Below are 20305 nucleotides of genomic sequence, written 5' to 3'. Positions count from 1 at the left end.
TTATCCTATTTAATAAATCTGAGGAACGTTCTTTTTATAAAACGCTCCATCAGAAAGATAGCTTTAAAAATTATTTTTTATAATGCACTGCTGCCAAATCCATCAATTTCTGTGTCACCTCATCAATTTTATCCTTTGGACACTTAATGGCTCGAAGCTGCTTTTTAATCTTTTTGCGCATTTCTCGTTGAATATCATCTTTTGCAGTCCATTCAATGACGGCTTCATCCTGAATGGTTTCCGTAATAATTAGTGTTAGATCCCTTAATGCTTCCTTATCATCATCATAGTCTAGTTCTTTTTCTAGCATTTGATAAAACGGAAACTGTTCACGCTCTAAGCCATGCTCTTTACTTTTTTGAGTGGTATTACGCATATCATTTACCATCTCACGTAACGCTTCAAAAAGGTCAACGATCTCCATTTGCTTGGCTTTTCTTGACTGCAATAATTCCTCGAGCTTCTCACGTAAGGAAGTATAATAGACTGGATTTTCTTCCATCTTTACTTTAATTTCATGACGAACAGCATGTTCCATTTCTGCTGCTTTTGCTTCTGTAGTAGTCGCTTCTTCTAATCGTTGTTCGAACTTGTTGGATAATATATCAATAGGATCATGCAATACTTCTACAGATGAAGCATGTAAGTGCTCTGCTATAAGCTGCCTTACTTTTTCACCACATTCAGTAATGTCCATTCCTTCTTCACGGTAACGAGATTTCGCCAATTGACGTATCTTCCCTAGGAATTTTAGATCGGATACATAAGGTTGTGCCTTTGGATTAGGCATGATCATATCCATACTTTTCGCAAAACGTTTAAATGCTGTTTCGAATTCATTACGCACATCTTCAGGTTCTAGCACCTGAACACACGCATCTGCATTGTTTTTATTAATATAATCAAAGTACCTCATGACTGAACGATGGCGTGATTGTAGCCGTGGTATTTCGCTATCAATGGGTTGTAACGCTCCTTGAACATCTTGCTTCGTAAAAATCCCTAATGCTTGTTCTAAGAAACGAGATACACCGTAATAATCTACGATTAATCCATAATCCTTTTTATTATAAGTACGGTTTGTTCGAGCAATCGCTTGAAGTAAATTATGTTCTTTTAATGGCTTATCAAGGTACATCACTTGTTCGATTGGAGCATCAAATCCAGTTAGAAGCTTGTCACACACAATAATAAATGCAAGTGGATCTTCTGATAATGGCTTCTTAAATCGTTTAATATACTCTTTTTCTTGTTCTGGTGTTATGTGATACTGCTTTAGATGTTCCTTTTCGTTATGCCCACCAGAAATAATCACGACTGATTGATAATCACTTAGTTCATCTAATTTTGTTTTATATAACGCAGCTGCTTCTCTAGTAACTGTTACAATTTGTGCTTTAAATCCATTTGGCTCAATGTGAGTTTCATAATGACCAATGATATCTAGTACAATTTGTTCAATACGCTTAGGAGATCCTATAATCGCTTGTTCATTAGCGTACTTCTTCTTGATCCGTTCACGTGTTTCTTCATCGTACTCCCTAAACTTCCGATCAAATAGTTCATCAAGCGTTTCTCCTTGAACATGTAGTTCTGTCATTCTCGCTTCATAAAAGATTGGAACCGTTGCGCCATCCTCAACAGCTTGTTCAATTGTATATTTGTCGATATAAGATCCAAAGGTAGCTGTCGTACTCTTATCCTCTTTATCAATAGGTGTTCCAGTAAAGCCTAAATAACAAGCGTTCGGCATCGCTGTGCGCATATTCATTGCTAACCCTTTGTACTGGCTACGGTGACTTTCATCTACCATGACAAAAATATTTTCAGAGGTAGAGAGTTCAGGATAAGCACCATTATCCTTGTCCTCTTGGAACTTTTGAACAAGTGTCATGATCGTTGAACCTTGCCCTTGAGATAGAAGTTCCTTTAATTGCTTTACCCCTTCTGCTTGTTGAGGATTAGGGAAATCACAACTTCGGAACGTCTTTGTAATCTGCTCATCCAAATCTTTACGATCCGTTACAATAACAATCGTAGGGTTTTCTAACTGTTCAAGTCTTCGTAGCTTTACAGCTAAATAAAGCATGGTTAACGACTTCCCACTACCTTGAGTATGCCATACTACACCACCACGGTCTTTCGATTTCTTTGCATGTAAAATTCGGTCTATTGCTTTTCCGACAGCACGGAATTGTTGGTAACGAGCTAACTTCTTAATCCTCTGACCATTTTCCGTCTGATATATAATAAAGTTTTGTATGAGGTCGAGTAAATTTCCCTTTGTGAACATGCCAGTTACTAAAATATCTTGAGCAGAAGGACTATCACCAATTTCAGGTGTCGTAAATGGATATGGATCTTTCCATAAGCCGTAATGCTGTACCAACGCCCCTATCGTTCCTACTCTAGCTCGATCATTACTTGTAGCGACCATAAACTGATTATAGTGAAATAATCGTTCTTGTTCTTCTTGGTATCGTCTTAACTGCTTTACACCTTGCCCAATTTGTTCATGAATGTTGAGCATAGGGCTTTTACATTCGATTACGACAAGAGGTAATCCATTGACAAAGGTGATTAAATCTGGACGAATCGTTCCTCTTGCATCCGTAATACTGAATTGGTCTACGACAAGGTATTCGTTTTTTACTGGGTTTGAAAAATCAATGAGCTTTACCGTTTGGTTTTTCTTGCCTTTTCCGAGATCTTGTTGAACTGATATGTAGTTCACCAGCATATCATGAAACTTTTCGTTTGCTTCCATTAGGCTTGTCGCTTCAATATGTAGGATCGAGCGCATTACTTTACGACTGTTTTCTTCACTGATCCATGGGTTTAATCGTTTAATCGCATTGGATAAACGTCCCCTTAATATAACGTCATTCGCTGTTTCACGTTCACTATCCAAAGAAGGACCATGAAGATATTCATAGCCCATTCCTTGAAGTTGTTCAATTAACCTATTTTCTACGAGTTGTTTTTCATTCCAATCTGATGTTGAGGTCATGTTGTTTACCCCCTATTCATCGTCAACTTTGACACGTACTTTCCCAGTGAGTAGGACTTGCATAAGACCTTTTTTAATTTCTATTAAGTTTTGATTTCTCATTTCTTCATTCTTTAGCTTACCTTCAATAGTTGAAAGAACACTTTCAATTTCTTTTTGTTCTTGTAATGGTGGTATTGCTACCTTCAAATTCCGTAAAGTTTTTAGTCCAATTCTTAATCTTGTAGTGCCAGTACTATGATCTATTGCTTGTTGTCTAAAGTATGGTGAGTTTATCGCATACATTATAAATTTAGTGCTAAAAAGTTGTTTGTCAACTGATAGTCTAATCCCATCGGAAGCCATTACAAATCGTTCAGCAATGTTGGGTATAATACAAGCTCTAGCAACTGGTTCTGCCATTTTAGCTATAATAATATCACCAGGATAGATATTACATTTTAAGAGTTCATCTGCTTTTTCTTCGCTTGTATAAATTTTATAATCATTTGAAAAAGATCCATCTTTTATGTTTTGAAGTTGAATTATTCTTACTCCATTTTCTGTGTATTCTTCTGATTTTAAATCTGAACCAAAAGGACCACCAACAAACGAATATTTTTCATTTTGGGCAGCAATTTCTCCTAAGTGCTTCACTTCCCATTCCTCAGGAATTTCACCAATCTCGGTTTGCTTAAACTCCGTATGTCCAATTCCTTTTGTAAGAAGCTGTTGCATTAATCCTTTTTTTACTTTTTCGGTTTGCTTTATGATTGCTTCTGTTTTTTTTATAGTTTCTTTGACAGAACTAATAATTTCTACTATTTTGCTCTGTTCATTTAACGGTGGGAAATGAATAGGGAGAGTGGCCAAAGCTTTAAATGGAATTGACATTCTTCTATTAATACTACCTTGTCCAAGACTACTGTATCTTCTTACATATAAATCAGATTTCATAAGTAAGAATAAAAAATTCTTATCTATTGTATTATTAGTTTCAAACACTGTGTACATTGGGCTAATAACACCACTATCGAAATCTTCTAACAGCCCTATTGATCCTTCATCAAGGTGGATTGTTGCATAAGCAAACTGATCTTTTTTAATAACTTTATAAGTAGTAGTATCTTTACTATAAACTTGCTTTTTAAAATACTCTAATGATGAAACAATTCCATCGTATTTAGTTACCGAAAGTACTGTATAGTTCTCAGCTTCTTTATTTTTAACTTTTACTTCTTTTGCAAAATCACCAATTTTTTTAACTTCCCACTCTTTGGGTATTGGACCGATTTCTGTATTATTATAACTATTGCTACTCACCATACCCCAACTCCTTCAAATAACCGTACATCTTATCCTCAATTTCTTTACGTTCTTCTTCTAGATTTTGGAGTTCGGCTAAGGCTGTTGCTACATCAATTTGTTCTTCTTCTTCCATTGTATCGATGTAACGAGCAATGTTTAAATTGTAGTCATTTTGTTTAATTTCGTCTAAAGATACTGGTCGGCAATACTTTTCTACTTCTTGCCACTTATCATAGGCTGAAACGATCTTTTCGATATCCTGATCTCGTAAAGTGTTTTGGTTTTTACCTTCTTGATAATCGTCAGATCCATTTAAGAAAAACACTTTACCCTTCTTATCTTCATCTTTGTTACGGTTTAGAAGTAAAATACTAGCTGGAATACCAGTACCGTAAAACAGATTTGAAGGCAATCCAATCACTGCTTCGACTAGATCTTCTTCTAACAACCCTTGACGAATATTTCCCTCTGCTCCACCACGGAACAAAATACCATGTGGCATAACTACTCCAGCTTTTCCTTCGTGGTTAAGGGTAGATACCATGTGCTGAACGAAAGCAAAATCTCCTTTATCCTTCGGTGGAATACCGAAACGGAAGCGACCATATTCATCACTTTCGGCTTCATCTTTTCCCCAGTTGCTCAGTGAGAACGGTGGATTGGCGATTACACGATCATAAAGAATGAGTTCACCATCTTCTAAAAGTTTTGGATCACGGATCGTATCACCTTTTTCAATACGATGGTCACTTAATCCATGTAATAATAAGTTCATTTTACAAATCGCCCATGTATTCAGATTGCGTTCCTGACCGTGCAGCGTTAAATTTCGAGGGTTTCCACCACTTACTTTTATGTAATCAACCGATTGAATAAGCATACCACCAGATCCTACTGTAGGATCACAAACACGCATACCTTCTTCTGGCTTTATTAGCTTAACAATTAGTTCTACAACTTTAGAAGGAGTATAGAACTCTCCACCTTTTTTTCCAGCATCATCGGCAAATTGTTTGATTAAATATTCGTAAGCTCGTCCTAGCATATCTGGTTCAGAGAGGTTTTCGTTCCTTAAATCAATCGAACTAAAATGCTGAATTAATTGTAAAAGAAGTCGGTCTGGCAGCTTCTCCTTATCATTAAAATCGATACTCGCTAGTACACCTTGTAGGGATGGATTTTCTTCCTCAAGTGCTTCAAACGCTTTGTTAATGGCATCCCCAATATCTTGCGTAAGTGCTTGTATACTCTTCCAACGTGCACGTTCCGGAACAAAGAATTGGTGCTCGTCACGATCATACCAGCCATAATCATCGCCTTCTTCTTGCTCAATCTTCTGTGCTGTTTCAACGAATACGTCATTTAAGCGTTTTAAAAATAATAAACCGAATATGTAATTTTTGTAGTCCGAACTATCGATTGATCCACGTAGTATGTTTGCAGATTGCCATAAATGGCTTTCGAGTTGTTGCAAGGTTAACTTTTCCATAACTGCTGCATCTTCTCCCCATTGTTAATTGTTTACAATTATACTATACCAAATTACCTATAGGACAACCATTATTATTAATGTAAAGGTAGAAGAATGGAGAAATAATGATAGGTAATACTATTTTTAATGCCTTAAGTTAGCACCATATTAATTATTTTGGAGACATAAACAAATAATTTGAGGATGGTGAGGAAATGCAAAACCGTTATTCAATTACAAATGGAATCGTTTCAATGACAGTAGAAAGAAAATCGACGAATGAAATGTTTACAGTTACATTTAATGAAGAAGATTTAGAAAAAGTAGCTGAATACGATTTATGGATGGTACAAAAAAGCCATGATAGTGTCTATGCTGTAAAAAGTGGGACTTCTAATATACTTCTTCATCGATTAATACGTGATGAAGCAAGCAATAAAAAAGTATTTGCCAAAGATAACATTTACTTTAACTGTACTAGAAATAATTTATATGTAAAGAAATAGATGTATGTATGAGATATCAATACTAAACTTACAACCAGAGGTGGAATAAGTTGGCTACATATGTCCAGATCCAACAGTATGTTAAGCATAAATATGGCTACATTCCAAAAACGTGTTGGATTGCACACATGAAAGAAGTTTGTGGGCTAAAACCTAAGACGTCACATAACCGACATTCATCAAATAATAGAATCAATCCGTGTCCGTCAAATAAAGAAGAACATATTAAGGATGCCTTCAAACATTTTAAAATGATTTAAAAATGCAATATATTAAATAAAATTTTTACGCGTTGTACCGGTATCAATAAGATTGTGATGCACGAAAAAACAATTATTATGGAGTGAACAACTAATGCCAAAGTATGGGAGAGGAATGAAAGTTGAAATTGTTGATGCTATAAAGAAAGGTAAGCTTAAACAGCCGATTAACACAAGAGATGTTGAACAATTTATGAATAATAATGGTTGGTATCCAAGAAAGAATTTTCTCAACGTTTTTCTAGCAAACCATTCTAACCCAGGTCATAGTAAAACATATGAAAAAATTTTTAAATCCATTGGCAATGGTAAGTACGTTTTATTAGAGGAAATTAAAGATTAATAAATCACATTCATTGGAGCAAAGAAGGAGTAGTTGCTTATTAATTACCACTCCTTGAAGAAATTTATGCGTTATTACTTTAATTCTAACTTTCTTACCTATAGTAAATTTCCACCCTTGAAACCGTTCTGTAAACTCTTGTATCATAATGGATAACAACACGATAAAAATCACTTTCACGATCTTTATTAATAAAAACATCATATGCTGTTAATCTTGTCCCTCTACTAAAATGCTCACTGTTTTCCATTATCTCTCTTGCCGTTTCACGGCTAATTCCACTTTTTATTTTTTCAACATCTTTCAATACTGCATATTTATTTTTAATTTGAATTAACTCTTCATTTTGAGATCTTAGCTCTTCTGTTTCTTCTTGTAAATTCTGGTTTCGTATTATCTTTTCGGTTATTTCCTCTTCTAATTCTTTATTTCGAGTGCCCAAGGAATTAATTTCTGCTACAATTTCTTCATTCCGATCTCTTAACTCATTAATCTCTTGTTCAAGACCTTCAATAATTTCATGTGGGTTTCCTCTTATTCCCTGGTTCCCTCTATTCTGTAATTCGATTGTGTCTTGATCAATTTTTAAAGGTGAAAAATTTTGATTACAACTCGTAAGTAGAATAACAAAAAAACACCAAATGGCTAACTTCAGTTTCATATAATTCATTCCTTTATCAGTGGTATTTTTTTATTATTTATTTTTTATAAAATATTATTACACCTTACCATTTATTTATTTTATCGTGCCTTTAAATGCTAACTAAAAACTTACTGTTTGCTTTGTCCTAAAGTTATAAGTTTTAGACAACTCGATAAATAATTACATTTTATTAAATATTACCCCTTTACCTTGTCCAAAAGTTAGTCTAGAATATAATGTACAGAAGTTATATAACTTTTAGACAACAAGAAAGGAACATAAACAATATGGCAATTATCGGTTACGCTAGAGTTTCAACAAAAGATCAAGAATTAGAATTGCAAATTGAAAAACTCAAAGAATACGGATGCGAAAAGATTTTCATGGAAAAGCAAAGTGGGGTTAAGAGTGATCGAGAAGAACTTGCTAAAGCGCTAGACTATTTACGTGAAGGCGACAAATTGGTTGTTTATAAGTTAGATCGATTAGCCAGAAGCACATTTGACTTACATAAAATAGCTAAAGAGTTACACGACAGAGGGATTGCCCTGGTGTTCATTAAAGAACAGATTGATTTCTCTACTCCGGCTGGAAAGCTAATGTTTACGATGCTTGGTGCCATTGCTGAATTTGAACGCGACCTGATAGCTGACAGAACGGCAGAAGGGCGTGAAAGAGCCAAAGCTCAAGGCAAACATATGGGGCGCATTGGCAAGGCTGAGAAGGACGTTAAGAAGGCTCTGAAGCTTTATTGTGAACGTTCCACAAACGGACTATCCGTAAATGATATTGTTCGAATGACCGGTGTTCCACGATCAACTATCTACGTAAAAGCTAAAGAGGAGTTATCAAAATGAATACTATAGCAATCGACAGTAATGTTTTTGGAGATGTAGTTATAATAGAAAGGTTAGTATGAGCAATAGAAGAAGCTATTAAAGAATCTGATCTGGAATGCTGTTCATAATTTAATAATAAAAAAGTCGTTTATCCGGTAAATGGAAACGACTTTTTTATAAATCTTCTTTAAAACTAGGATGTTCGGTAATGATTATTGTAAGCTTTTAAAGTCTATATTTTGGTTAAAAGGTTACTTAATAAAATCAATAGCTAATAAACCAATTTCCATAAACATTAAAAAATCCAAGGAAATTTATGAATTTTTTCATTAATAAATATCACAACACTGCTTTAGTTTTTCAAATACTAACTCTAATAAAAAAAATTTAAGGCTGATAAAATAAATTCTTTTAGTTTCTCTTGGTTTGGTTCACTTAGTTGAAGAAATAGTGACGTTGCAGCAATCGCTGTTGCTAAGAACGATATTAATACCGTTAAGATAACGAGCACGAACGTTCTATTTCGCAAAGAATTATTGGTTTTTATTTCGAGTAATTTTACAGTATCATCTATAATTTCGGCAAAGTTTTGTGATAAATTGTCAGTCTTCTCAATGAGATAACTTGCATTATCTACAATACTTTCAGCCCATGAGGTATAAGAACGCCTTGATCTTGCTGGCTCAAATTCATTTAAATAATAAGCTATTTTCCCCTTTACATTTTCAAACTCATTTTCTCCCATTTCATTCTTAAAACGTCTAAGAATTTGAAGGTTTTGTTCAAGTTCATATCTAATATTAATTAGCTTATTATAATTCGGTCTTTCTTTCTTTAATGACTTGAAGGTATTCTTTTGTTGTACAGCAATTTGCCTACTTAATTCAATTATATAACTTCTCATAACCAGAATAGGAAGTAAGTACATAGCTAATTCTCTTACAAAATAAACCAATTGAAAATCAAGTGTGTGGAACAAATCTTCTTTTCGTACTTCATCGTTACACGTCAACTTAACGGAACTGCCTATTCGATTATCTTTTTCATTAGCAAATAGCTGCCAATAACCATCTCTTGAAATTTCATAAAAAGGAAAGTCATTCATGCCAACAGAATTCCAAAAATCATTTCTCGGTTCATTGTCAGAGTATTTAAATTTACAAGATTTTTGTTTTATCTTATAAACTTCAATACTTGGTGGAATTAACTTATTTTTGGAAAAGTACATTTCAAAATATTTTCCGATTTCCCTTGTAGTTCTCCATTTTAACTCTAACAATAAATCTTCAACCCTTTGTTCTTTAACTATTGTACCTGGTTTTGTTTTTGAACCCCAAAAACTAAAAATGTGTTTTAGTTTAGGGGTAAGAATTGTTTCATCTTTTACATTACTTTCAATAATTTGTTTATACTCTTTCACAAAGTTATCAGATGGTATAATAACAAACTCAATAATGACCGATGATGATGAAATCTGCGTTCCGTTGACACTAATTTGTTTTACAAATTTTTTCAATTGATTATTTTCATCAACCTCAAGAAAACCAAACTTACTCCAACGTCTTCCGTGAATACTTTGTCTGACTTCATTACAAAAATCATCTATTCGAGTTAAATCATTAGTATTCATTCTCTTGGGTGCAAATTCTTTAAAAATCTTTTTCAGACCTTTATTTAGTTTATCAATATTTTCAATCGGAATATATTCTGCAACATATATTGACAGTAAGTTCACTTCTACGCCCTCAGGAATATCATTTCTATCAAAATCCCTATCCCAATATTCTAAGCGTATTCTGATTTCATATAAAAACTGTGGGATAAACTTAGGCTTTTCCTTCCATTCTTCATTAAGAGGAATTTTTTTTATCCATGGAACAATAAACTTGGTAACTTTCCTTTCTATTTTCTCTTTTAATGTAGAACGTTTTTTACTGTATGGATTTTTTATTTTTATCATTTTATTTATTACTCCTCTTTTATCTACCTATTTACTACTAAATTTTATTTATCAGCTAACTTTTAGTTTTAGATCAGGATCTTTTACTTTAGCATAAAATGATAAAGTATTAATAATTGTTTAAATTGTTTGTAAAGTGGCTAAGATTAGTAAACGTCCAGTTGAGTTGTTACATAAAACAACTCAGTTACTTAAAGAATATACGAGTAATTATGAGGTTATTCAACATTCAATTAGGTCATTTGCTCGTAATGTAAATAGTAATTAATTCTTTTTAATCGGACGGCTCTACAAATTTAATCTCGATTGAACCACCATTCGCTCCGGTGATCTCTTTCCGGTCGATAAGCATACCTAAATGACGTGAGAGTAGCTCCAATGCCTTTAACTGATCATTCCGTCTAAATTTAAAATTCTTACCATTTTGCGTATCAATAGAGGATATTTCACTTATGACTGTTCCATCTACTTCAGCAGCAGCCTTCACTTGAACGTTGCCTTGTTCATCCCAGGAAACAAAGTCCTTAATATCAGCAAAAGCGATTTTGGCAAGTTGCTGAACAATATCGTCTACGGTTACTTGATTTCGCATAGCTGCTGCATCCATTTGTTCTTTTATGGCAGCTTGTATGTTAGGTTTTGTTAATAACTCTGCTGCTATTACCCTTGAAGTTTTAATGGAATATCCAGCTCTTACAGCTGCTGCCGATCCGTTCAAATCAACGAGATATTCCTCTATAAAGCGCTGCTGTTTCGGAGTTAAGTTTTCCATAATTACTCACCACCTAACCAAAATATGCTTGATACAATTAATGGACACCCATGCCTAAAATTGCTTTATAACACTATTTTTTGGTCCCCAAGGGTAAAAGTATATTCATAGTGATTTTTCTTCTCTATCGGCGAAATCAGCGCACTGTAGAGGTTATATAATGCTTTTTTCTTAGCAGCTTGAAACTGTCGGAAATCCAGGTCTAGAAAACTAGCTATTTCGTAGTCTTCGTCATATAATACGCTCATGTAGCACAAATGAATGATCTGATGTTCGCTAGGGCTTAGTTCACTGAAAGCAGCACGAAAACACGTAACAAAACGATCTAGTTCTAGTAGCTCATAATAAAAACGGTTTCTCGCTTCTTCACGATCTATTACATTTATTTCAATAATGGAAGATTTACAATTAGTGGGATTAGTGGGTGTATGAGTGAAAGAGGTTGTCTGAATGTAAATGGTGTCATGGTCTATGTTCTTTATTTCTTCTAAAATATCATTACGGAGTAGATTACTGGACATGTACCTTCGAATTTGCCGTTCGGTCCACCTTCGCCAGTTCATGTGATCACCCTTTAGATAAGTGTCAAGAAAAAAACTTTACACCTAAATTATATAATACGCTATACATTATATCAAACTCAATTATAAAAAGCTTAAGGTTTTATACCATAAGCTTTTTATGTACTACTTAACTAATGCTATGTCGAGGAAGAACAATTATTTTCTACAACGGTTTCTTCCTGATAGGGAAGTTTCAGAATTGTACTATAATACTATTTAGACACTTCTTCGTACTTTATACCAAAAACTTCTTCGTGAATACAACCGATTAATCCACCGATTTTTTTCTCTAGCTCTTTATTATTTAAAAAGTTAGTGACTTCAGCTATAAACACACAGCCAATTGCATATATGATTTTTTCAATATAAGTATAATCCTCTCTATCTTGAGGTTCGTGATCATTAAAACGGAATGTAGTCCCCTGCACTTGTCCATAGTTCAAAAAAGTATTTGGATTGAAGTGTATGTATGAATTAAGATCAGTATAATATGTCCGGTATATTTGGAGTTGATTGATTTTATTAGATAAACTTCTCATATCATCTAAAAATTTATACTCGTTTGGCATTTTATAACCTTCATATTCTTTTATGAACTCAATATCTTCTTCAGATAAATTTTCTGCATGTGTTAATTTAGCTGCTCGCTTAGCGTGTGAATGCTTTTCTAAAGCTTCATATCCCTCTTTAATCGCTTTAGTGTTCTTTTCAGACATCACATAAGTTAAATGGAAATGGGCTTCGATAAATGTTCTTAACAATGGTAATGCTTCAACACATGTGACATTTTTGTCTGGTGCTTCTTTTATAAATAGCATGGTAATAAACAATCTTTTACAGCGATTATATAATGTATAAAAGACCTTAGCAATATCTTGGTTAGCACTGATATTAACGAACTCGTCCGTTTCTTCTATTTCAAAAAAAGCTCTTTTATACGTATTGTCAATCAAGACCACGGTTCCCTTCCCCCTTATAAAGTCATTTATTTAATAATAACGTAAGATATGAAAAAATAATAGAATACTTTCTAATAAATGGTAAACTTCTGATATTCGTAAAGATTATGGCAAGACTGATCCAAAATTGTCCAAATTCATATTCCAACTGGATTTGAAGAAAAAACAAAGCTGTCATGATTTTCTAACTGTAAAAATCTCTTAAATATAAAAATTATTTATCATTAAGGAGTAGCGCCAATAGGCACCCCTTCATTAAGTATAATCATCCCTAATATTAATTCCATGTAAATTTATATATCTTCTAATAAATAAAATTCCAAATCATATACTTTTCTTCTCTTAACAATGATCTCCTCTTCTTGTCTTCCATTATAATAATCAACTACATCCCTTTTCTTAATTTTCGCTTTATATACCCCACCTTTTTGAAGAAATCGACGTGCAAACCACTTTGCAACGTCAACTGATAATGTCCAGGACAATGCTTCTGCTGGTGGAGCTGACGTGCTTCCCATCCCTCGGTAAATCACTATCTCGTCTGTAGCGCTTATCTCATCAAGTTTTTTGTACAATTCTTCCCTACATTCAAACGGACGTGCATTACAGACATCTTCAATAAAATCATCATTAATTACTTCGAAACTGTATTCGCTCCTTGTATATACATCTAAAAATATTTCGTATTTTTCTTCATCCGGTATATTTGATATAACGCTTATGAACTCTTCAATTAGCTCTGGGCCGTCTAGTAGATTAAAATAACTTAAAAATTCTTTATCTTTTATTGCTTTCATTTTTTCTTGAATGATTAAAATTTCTCTTTTCATTTGTATAGTTTCAAAATCGGTTCGCTTATATTTTTTCATGACATTTTCTTCTTCCTCTACGCATTTTAGAAATTCTTGAGTTAATGATTGTATTTGTTCAAATAGTTTTTCCTTCATTTTCTCAACTCCCTTTTGAGTTAGCTCAATTTTCAAATGTATTAATAAAATCGTGTCATATTTTTAATAATCGCTCATACACTTTACCAATGCAGCTGCTAATAGGGACAACTGTAGTTTTGTAGCGTGATTATTGGTAGAAGGTTCAGTAGATGATTAGTAGATGATCAGGTAGACGATCTCGGCTAAACACATCACTCAAAACGTTGATATATCAAGGGTTTTGGAGAATGGTAGATGATGGTAGACCATTATTAAGACCTATATATTTAAATAATAAATTAGGTTTTAATTATATATATCTATTAACTTAAAATAATCATCTACAATGGTCTACCAACACGTATAACCCTTGCTGCATAAGGTTTTTCAGCAACAGAATGCCGTATCAATCATCTACATGTTCATCTATATGATCATATACCAACGTCTACCTATAATAACGAGATTTGTTAGAAAGTCCTTCTTTGATATTAATTAGATTTTGAAATACTTCTCTTTTAACCTTTAGACCTTGCCAATGGCTGCGTCCATTAATAGTTTTTTGGGTATAACCTTTTTCTCTAAGATTTGTACCAAAAGCCTTTTGCGAGAGGGTGTATTCTCCTTTATCGTTTGCCCAACCAATGTAACAGTCGTACAAGTTAGCAGCGCTGTCCTTTAGCTGAGGATGAACCGTGCAGCAATCGTTAACGAAGCTCTGTACAACATCCATTTCCTGGCGATACGCTTCGGTAACTTGCATAACACTTTCCGGACAATTTAGTCCTTCGCTTTGCCAAAGTAAACAGCCCTTGACCAGCCAATTCGATATGCCACTTGCTTCGGATTTAAGCTTGTCTATTAATTTATCATCCTTTTCATGATCTTGGATTCTAACGGTAAAAGGTATAAGTCTAAGTCGGCGCCAGATTGCATCCTTGGTTTCTTTGATGATCGGCTTATGATTGCCGGCGATAAAAATTTTAAATTGTGGGACAAACTCAAAAAATTCCTTGAACAAAAAACGTGCCTTGACAGTTTCCCCACCAGTAAGGTGTTTCATTTTACTTTCGGCAAATTGACGACCTAGTTCGGTTTCATTTGCCGTAACGAAACGTGCGCCTTTTAGATCTGCAATATCATTTGGTACTCCTTCACTGTTTTTTCGCATGAAAGTCTCCATCGGTGTCGTTTTACAGTAGTCACCTAAAATATAACTTAAGGTTTCAAGGAATGTGCTTTTCCCATTAGCGCCTGATCCAAATAAAAACCAAAACTTTTGCTCAGTTACTAAACCAGTAAGTGAATAACCAAGTACACGTTGGAGATAACCAATTATTTCCTGATCACCATCCATTATTTTTTCAAGGAAGCTCAACCATGTGGGACATTCAGCGTTATTGTCATAAACTACTGGGGATATTTTTGAAAGTTTGTCTTTTCTATTATGCGGATATATATTACCATCATTCAGATTAAGCGTACCGTTTTCAACATTAAAAAGCATCGGATCTTTATCTAGCTCTTGAATACGAATTGGTATGCCTTCTTCAGATTGAGCAAGGGTAATCATGCTGTAAATTTTACTTTTATTTTCACATAATCTAGCATGATTTAGTAATGCCTTTTTCTGCTTTTCGCTTAATGAGGGGCACTTTGCTTCTTTCTGAATAGATTGAACCGTATCTTTTGCACGTCTAACAATTTCCCCAGTATCATCTTTCTCCCAGTGCCTACCATTCCAGATGTACCAATCACTTTGACTATGGCAATACCGAATATCGGCACCGTGTTTAGCAACCAACCGTTTTGCGTTTCCTAGATCAGTTAAAGGAAACCTACTGCTTTGAGGATTCGAGCTGCCTTTATTATTCTCGGATTTTTTGCTATAATTATATTGAGAAACACGAGTTTCTTTTGCGCACTTTTCGTCTTGGGAAGTGCTTCTATTTTTTAATCCTAATTCCCCTAGGAGCATATCCTTTTCCTCTGGAGTTTTATTATTAAAAGCATCTTGTATTTTTTTTGGATCAATTTTCATCAGTAACAACTCCTTCGACCTTTTTCAATTAAATTATGAATGTAAATGACTAAATCTAAGAGTTCTTCTTCATTTAATTCACCGTTAGTTAAAAGATCAAGCAAATATTCCAAGATCACTTCAAGATGATAATATTGTTCTAGCGCTTCAACCTGGCTCATATTTTTCACGCTCCTTCTGACCATCTTAAGGTTGTCCAATATCCATATTAATTCCAAAAATAACTCGTGCTTTTTTTGGTGGACTGCGTTCGCTAGTTCATTTTTAAATGCTCGTTCGTTTTTCTCCTGGACAGTTTCATTTTGCTGTACAATTGCATACTCCTTAGCCAAAAGTTTTGCTGCGTCAACAAAGGAAAGTTCATTGAAATGCGCATAAAGGTCAATTTGCGATCCGTAAATGCCACAACCGAAACAGCGATATTTGTTAGTTCTTGGGTTCATAGTAAATGAGGGAGTTCTTTCGCTATGAAAAGGACATAGCGCAACAAAATTTTTCCCTCTTCTTTTAACTTTTAAATACCTTTCAGCAATTTCTACAATTGGAACATTTGCTTTCACATCATCAAGCCAGGTGATATTCTAACCCCCTTCCTGATTAATTTACTTGCACTCTTTGATATATGAAATTATGAAAATAACTATTCGTATCTTTCTCAAAAAGTTTGAATTTTTTTTGAGCCTATAGAAAAGGCACCCTCATAAAAGAGAGTGCCTCATCAATTATTCCTCAAGTATAATCTTGAGCGACTTATTTAAAATGAAGGTTTTCATCCCATTAATTTGCTTTCCTTGTTCATCTTGGCAAAGCTTGTCCAACTTTAGCAATAGTTCATTCTCAATATAAAATGTTCGCTTGCTATGTGTGTCCTCAATTCTTTGTTGGCGTACTTTACGATCGTAAAATTGCTCCAATAATGATTCAAAATTATTTTGACTTGAAGCAGAGATTAATTCACTTATCAGTGACCTTTGCTCTTCGATTAATTTAAGTTGCATAGTTTGATTTTGCTGTAATAATTTATACGACTTTTGCATAGATTGTTCCATAGTTAATTCCTTTCATTTCTACTAGAATATAAAGTTAATTATCTCGTAATTTTTTTATAAAGAATAACAGAAGAGGAACAGAAAAAGGTTCCTCTTCTGTAATATAGTTAAAGTGTGTATATATCAACATTCTTTTCATGGGATACCCTTATTTCTTTTACTACACTTCTAATAAGTTCCTTTTTTATGTCAATTGAGATTTCTTCCGAAGCTAACCCCAAGTAGTATTCGGAAGCTTTTTTTATTATATTTTCATTTACATCTAATTGTTGATGTGACATTAATTCCATTTCTATTTTCTCTTTCTGTTGAAATAATTGCTTTTCACTTTCATTTATGTCTTTTAACTTTTGCCTTACATCAGCAATTAATAAATCATCATTATCTTCCATTATTAGAGTTAGTAGTCGCTGTTTGCCTTTATTAATGCGTTCAATTTCTTTAGTTAACCTCTCAAGCTCAACTTCTTCAAAAAGGACATTATTACTTTCTTCTTCTTTGCTTGCTGCAATCTCCTCTGGATTATTTAACCATCCTTTTATCTTTTCCCAAACAACAATGTCTAGTTCTTCACACCTAATATGATTTCCACAACCTTTGTGTTTTGCTCCGGCTGTATTTTTTACATCAGTGTATTCAAATACGTATGTTCCCCAGTTTTTTTGCTTCCTTCCGGTCATCGTATTACCACATTCTGCACAACGAACAAGACCACTTAAAAGATATTCATTTTTACTCATCCCACTCCAACGTCTACGAGATTGATTAAGTAATGCCTGGGCGTGTTCAAATTGTTCTTTATCAATTATTACTGGACAAGATACTGCAATCCATTCTTCCTTAGGTCGTTCAGTCATTTTTATTCGCTCATCTTCACTTTTGTATCTGTTGCCTAACATGCCTTCCGTATTCCATCGATTTTGATAAAATTCTCCTACATATGCCCTATTCATCAAAAGTTGCCTAACAACTTGTCTATGCCACTGCTTTGCATTTCGCTTTGTTGGAATGCCTTGATTTGTTAAATATTTAGCAATTCCGTTTACTCCTTCAACCATATCATTTGGCTTTGTAAACAATTCAAAGATTAACTTGACGACTTTAGCTTCATATTCATTAACCTCAAATTGTTCATTTTCTTTATTATAGTTATAGCCATATACTTGAAAATCACGTAACACTTTTCCTATTCTTGCTTTCTCTCTACGCCCTCTACTCATCCGTTCTGTAATTTTTGCCTTTTCAAATTCGGCGATTGCTCCTCGCATCTGGTAGAAGAGCATCCCTTCCGGAGTTCGTTTATACTCTCCATTTACGAAGATCAGATGAGCCTTTTTTTCTATTTCCTCTGATAAAATAAGCTGGTTCATGAGTTTACGAGAAAGACGGTCTGGATCTAAACAAATAACTCTTTCAATAATACCTTCCTTTATATCTTTTCTTAACCTTGTTAGTGCAGGTCTATCCAGAAATTCTCCAGACAAACCTTCATCAACATATTCCATAACTCCTAATGTTCCTTCAGCTTTTTGTTTACATGCTCTAATTTGTTCACTTAGACTATAACCGTTTTTCGCCTGCTCCTCGGTCGATACTCGAGCGTAAATTGCAATCATTGATTTTTCGCTTCTCCTTTCGATAAAGTTCTTTCAAATATTTATAAGCACTTGAACGAGCTTCTTTCGAAAGTGGACCTTCAATAATTTGAATTTTCATAGTATCAGCCCCCTATAATAATACATTTATGAAATAGGTGAGCTGTCCAATGCATTCAATTTACAATTTTTTACGCTCTCTACTGACATTAGAATTTCATTCTCAATACATCGTGCTGCGTATGTGGCCAATTTTGTTCCTTTTCCAGTTGAATAGCTATCAATTGCTTTCATTAATCCAATCGTACCGATGGATATTAAATCCTCGTTATCTTCACGTGTATTCTCAAATTTTTTAACTATATGTGCTACGAGTCGAAGGTTATGCTCAATCAGTCGATTTCTTGCTATTTCATCACCTTCTGCCATAAGCTTTAGATACTTTTGTTCTTCTTCCTCTTTTAATGGCTGTGGGAATGCATTGTTTTTTACAAAAGAAACAAAAAAGATAAATTCTTTGAAGAAATAGCCGAGCGCTGCAATAATACTAGACATTAGCTCACCTCCAAAAGCATTTATTCTATATTTATGTTGAGATAAGCTTTTGTGTGTCTGTACAAATAAAAAAGGGCTACTAAAATTTTAAAATTTTTATAAACTGTTGTCACTTTAAGACTACTATAACAACTATAGATATCTGTAACCAACTTAATGACACATGTCCGTTTCATACAGAATTACTTTGCAAACAACGAACGTATGGGGGTGTATTTTTAACAGGTGGGTGAATTAATTGAAAAAAAAAGAAAGAAATGAAGAAATTTATGAATTAAAAACAAAAGTTACTTTATTAGAGGAGGTTCCTACTTTAGAAAAAACAGAAAATATAATTAATCGATCGACAACCTACCTAAAGAAGAAAAAATAATCGTACTTATTCAAGATACTATCAAGAAAGAAAACCTAATAACTCAAGAAGTACTCAAAAAAAAATATCGAGGTTAAAATTATGGTTATACGTAACGCCGTTGGTCTTGTTGGAGTAGGTCTTAAGATATTTTTATAAAAGCGAGGGTGCCTAAATCAACCCCTTCGCTTTTATGTTTTTAAAACTGAATTGCAGTATCTAAAGCTATTTCTACCATTTCACCAAATGTTTTTTGACGTTCTTCTGCAGACGTTTCTTCCCCAGTTAATACATGGTCACTAACTGTCAAAATCGAAAGTGCTTTTACTCCAAACTTTGCAGCGAGTGTATATAAAGCGGCTGTTTCCATCTCAAGCGCTAAAATTCCATGTTTAGCCCAATTTTGGACAGCTTCTTTGTCTTCGTTGTAAAAAGTGTCGCTTGTAAATACACTACCAACGTTAACTTGTTTGTTTCTCTGCACTGCAATATCATAAGCCGCTTTTAACAAATCAAAATTTGCAGTAGGTGCAAAATCAATTCCTTTAAAACGAATTTTATTTACCGCTGAGTCAGTAGAAGCGCTCATAGCAATAATTAAATCTCTTACCTTTACATCTTCTTGAATTGCGCCACATGTTCCTACCCGAATTAAATTTTTCACTCCATAGCTTTGCATTAATTCTTGAGCATAAATTGAAATTGAAGGGATCCCCATACCCGTTCCTTGAACAGAAACACGTTTTCCTTTATAAGTACCTGTGTAGCCAAGCATACCACGTACTTCATTGTAGCATTTTGGGTTCTCAAGGAATTTCTCAGCAATAAATTTGGCTCGTAACGGATCTCCTGGTAATAAAATTGATTCAGCTATTTCATTTTCATTTGCACCAATATGTACACTCATGTATAAAACCTCCTAATAAATTGGCTAATTTCTAACCGTTCGTTTCATAATATTCTATCCTAACCTAAGCTACGTCTACTATCGCACATCAAAACTTAAGAAAATTAGAGAAGATAGTTGGGGTAGAAGTAAAACTACGAATCGATATGAGATAAAGGATAATCTCAATGATTCATGAATAACTTTATTAATTTTCGTATTAATTTACCATATATTTCTCCGTTTATCAAAAGCTAACTCTACATCAATAATTTGAAGTAGCCG

Annotated in this window: 20 protein-coding genes and 1 pseudogene; 5 read left to right on the top strand and 16 right to left on the bottom strand. The window is 33.9% G+C overall.

Annotation, left to right across the window (positions count from 1 at the left end; translation table 11 throughout):
- Positions 1-70 precede the first annotated feature (70 nt).
- The 3 genes from BKP45_RS04905 to BKP45_RS04895 are packed head-to-tail and all read right to left on the bottom strand — an operon-like array spanning position 71 to position 5786.
- A complete protein-coding gene (locus BKP45_RS04905; RefSeq protein ID WP_071388592.1) occupies positions 71-3010 on the bottom strand; it encodes a type I restriction endonuclease subunit R in 2940 nt (979 codons plus the stop codon).
- Between the two features lie 12 nt (positions 3011-3022).
- Complete coding sequence (locus tag BKP45_RS04900) at positions 3023-4312, bottom strand: restriction endonuclease subunit S (protein WP_169824056.1); 1290 nt, start codon at positions 4310-4312, stop codon at positions 3023-3025.
- Positions 4305-5786, bottom strand: a complete 1482-nt coding sequence (locus tag BKP45_RS04895; protein ID WP_071388590.1) for a type I restriction-modification system subunit M — start codon at positions 5784-5786, stop codon at positions 4305-4307. The genes BKP45_RS04900 and BKP45_RS04895 overlap by 8 nt, the downstream gene beginning before the upstream one ends.
- 197 nt (positions 5787-5983) lie before the next feature.
- Here BKP45_RS04895 and BKP45_RS04890 point away from each other — a divergent pair, with 197 nt between their 5' ends.
- The 3 genes from BKP45_RS04890 to BKP45_RS04880 all read left to right on the top strand — a co-directional run bounded on the left by BKP45_RS04890 (position 5984) and on the right by BKP45_RS04880 (position 6877).
- The gene (locus BKP45_RS04890; protein ID WP_071388589.1) at positions 5984-6274 is read left to right on the top strand and encodes a hypothetical protein; all 291 of its coding nucleotides are present in this window, start codon (positions 5984-5986) and stop codon (positions 6272-6274) included.
- Positions 6275-6324: 50 nt separating this feature from the next.
- On the top strand, positions 6325-6534 hold the full coding sequence (locus tag BKP45_RS04885; protein ID WP_071388588.1) for a hypothetical protein: 210 nt from the start codon (positions 6325-6327) through the stop codon (positions 6532-6534).
- A 94-nt stretch (positions 6535-6628) separates the two neighbouring features.
- Positions 6629-6877 carry a hypothetical protein gene (locus tag BKP45_RS04880; RefSeq protein ID WP_071388587.1) on the top strand — a complete coding sequence of 83 codons (249 nt, stop codon included), beginning with the start codon at positions 6629-6631 and terminating at the stop codon, positions 6875-6877.
- 94 nt (positions 6878-6971) lie between these two features.
- On the opposite strand, the gene BKP45_RS04875 is transcribed toward BKP45_RS04880, so the two are convergent.
- Positions 6972-7538, bottom strand: coding sequence for a hypothetical protein (locus tag BKP45_RS04875; protein WP_071388586.1), 567 nt, complete (start codon positions 7536-7538; stop codon positions 6972-6974).
- Between the two features lie 269 nt (positions 7539-7807).
- Between BKP45_RS04875 and BKP45_RS04870 the strand changes: the two genes are divergently transcribed.
- Positions 7808-8377, top strand: a complete 570-nt coding sequence (locus tag BKP45_RS04870) for a recombinase family protein (RefSeq protein WP_071388585.1) — start codon at positions 7808-7810, stop codon at positions 8375-8377.
- A 355-nt stretch (positions 8378-8732) separates the two neighbouring features.
- On the opposite strand, the gene BKP45_RS04865 is transcribed toward BKP45_RS04870, so the two are convergent.
- The 11 genes and pseudogenes from BKP45_RS04865 to BKP45_RS04820 form a co-directional block, all read right to left on the bottom strand.
- Positions 8733-10319, bottom strand: coding sequence for a hypothetical protein (locus tag BKP45_RS04865; RefSeq protein WP_071388584.1), 1587 nt, complete (start codon positions 10317-10319; stop codon positions 8733-8735).
- Positions 10320-10593: 274 nt separating this feature from the next.
- Positions 10594-11091 (bottom strand): terminase small subunit, encoded by a 498-nt coding sequence (locus BKP45_RS04860; protein ID WP_071388583.1) that lies wholly within the window; start codon positions 11089-11091, stop codon positions 10594-10596.
- 65 nt (positions 11092-11156) lie between these two features.
- The gene (locus BKP45_RS04855; RefSeq protein WP_139193739.1) at positions 11157-11654 is read right to left on the bottom strand and encodes a hypothetical protein; all 498 of its coding nucleotides are present in this window, start codon (positions 11652-11654) and stop codon (positions 11157-11159) included.
- Positions 11655-11866: 212 nt separating this feature from the next.
- Positions 11867-12613 carry a DUF5677 domain-containing protein gene (locus BKP45_RS04850; protein WP_071388581.1) on the bottom strand — a complete coding sequence of 249 codons (747 nt, stop codon included), beginning with the start codon at positions 12611-12613 and terminating at the stop codon, positions 11867-11869.
- Positions 12614-12906: 293 nt separating this feature from the next.
- A complete protein-coding gene (locus tag BKP45_RS04845; protein WP_071388580.1) occupies positions 12907-13560 on the bottom strand; it encodes a hypothetical protein in 654 nt (217 codons plus the stop codon).
- A gap of 430 nt (positions 13561-13990) precedes the next feature.
- Positions 13991-15583: a DNA primase family protein gene (locus BKP45_RS04840; RefSeq protein WP_071388579.1), complete on the bottom strand. Its 1593-nt coding sequence runs from the start codon at positions 15581-15583 to the stop codon at positions 13991-13993.
- Positions 15583-16143 carry a CHC2 zinc finger domain-containing protein gene (locus BKP45_RS04835; RefSeq protein WP_071388578.1) on the bottom strand — a complete coding sequence of 187 codons (561 nt, stop codon included), beginning with the start codon at positions 16141-16143 and terminating at the stop codon, positions 15583-15585. Before BKP45_RS04835 ends, BKP45_RS04840 begins: the two co-directional genes overlap by 1 nt.
- A 162-nt stretch (positions 16144-16305) precedes the next feature.
- The gene (locus BKP45_RS04830; protein WP_071388577.1) at positions 16306-16632 is read right to left on the bottom strand and encodes a hypothetical protein; all 327 of its coding nucleotides are present in this window, start codon (positions 16630-16632) and stop codon (positions 16306-16308) included.
- A gap of 107 nt (positions 16633-16739) precedes the next feature.
- Positions 16740-18248, bottom strand: coding sequence for a recombinase family protein (locus BKP45_RS04825; RefSeq protein WP_071388576.1), 1509 nt, complete (start codon positions 18246-18248; stop codon positions 16740-16742).
- Positions 18193-18348 carry a hypothetical protein gene (locus BKP45_RS22390; protein WP_169824055.1) on the bottom strand — a complete coding sequence of 52 codons (156 nt, stop codon included), beginning with the start codon at positions 18346-18348 and terminating at the stop codon, positions 18193-18195. Before BKP45_RS22390 ends, BKP45_RS04825 begins: the two co-directional genes overlap by 56 nt.
- A 32-nt stretch (positions 18349-18380) precedes the next feature.
- Positions 18381-18782, bottom strand: a pseudogene (locus BKP45_RS04820) (sigma-70 family RNA polymerase sigma factor); the annotation flags it as partial.
- Between the two features lie 238 nt (positions 18783-19020).
- Between BKP45_RS04820 and BKP45_RS23220 the strand changes: the two are divergent.
- Complete coding sequence (locus BKP45_RS23220) at positions 19021-19155, top strand: hypothetical protein (RefSeq protein WP_281243122.1); 135 nt, start codon at positions 19021-19023, stop codon at positions 19153-19155.
- Between the two features lie 178 nt (positions 19156-19333).
- Here the strand turns inward: BKP45_RS23220 and deoD are convergent, their stop codons facing one another.
- On the bottom strand, positions 19334-20041 hold the full coding sequence (deoD, locus tag BKP45_RS04815) for a purine-nucleoside phosphorylase (protein WP_071388575.1): 708 nt from the start codon (positions 20039-20041) through the stop codon (positions 19334-19336).
- Between the last annotated feature and the right edge of the window lie 264 nt (positions 20042-20305).

Source organism: Anaerobacillus alkalidiazotrophicus, assembly GCF_001866055.1.
This window is presented reverse-complemented; position numbering and strand designations above follow the sequence as displayed.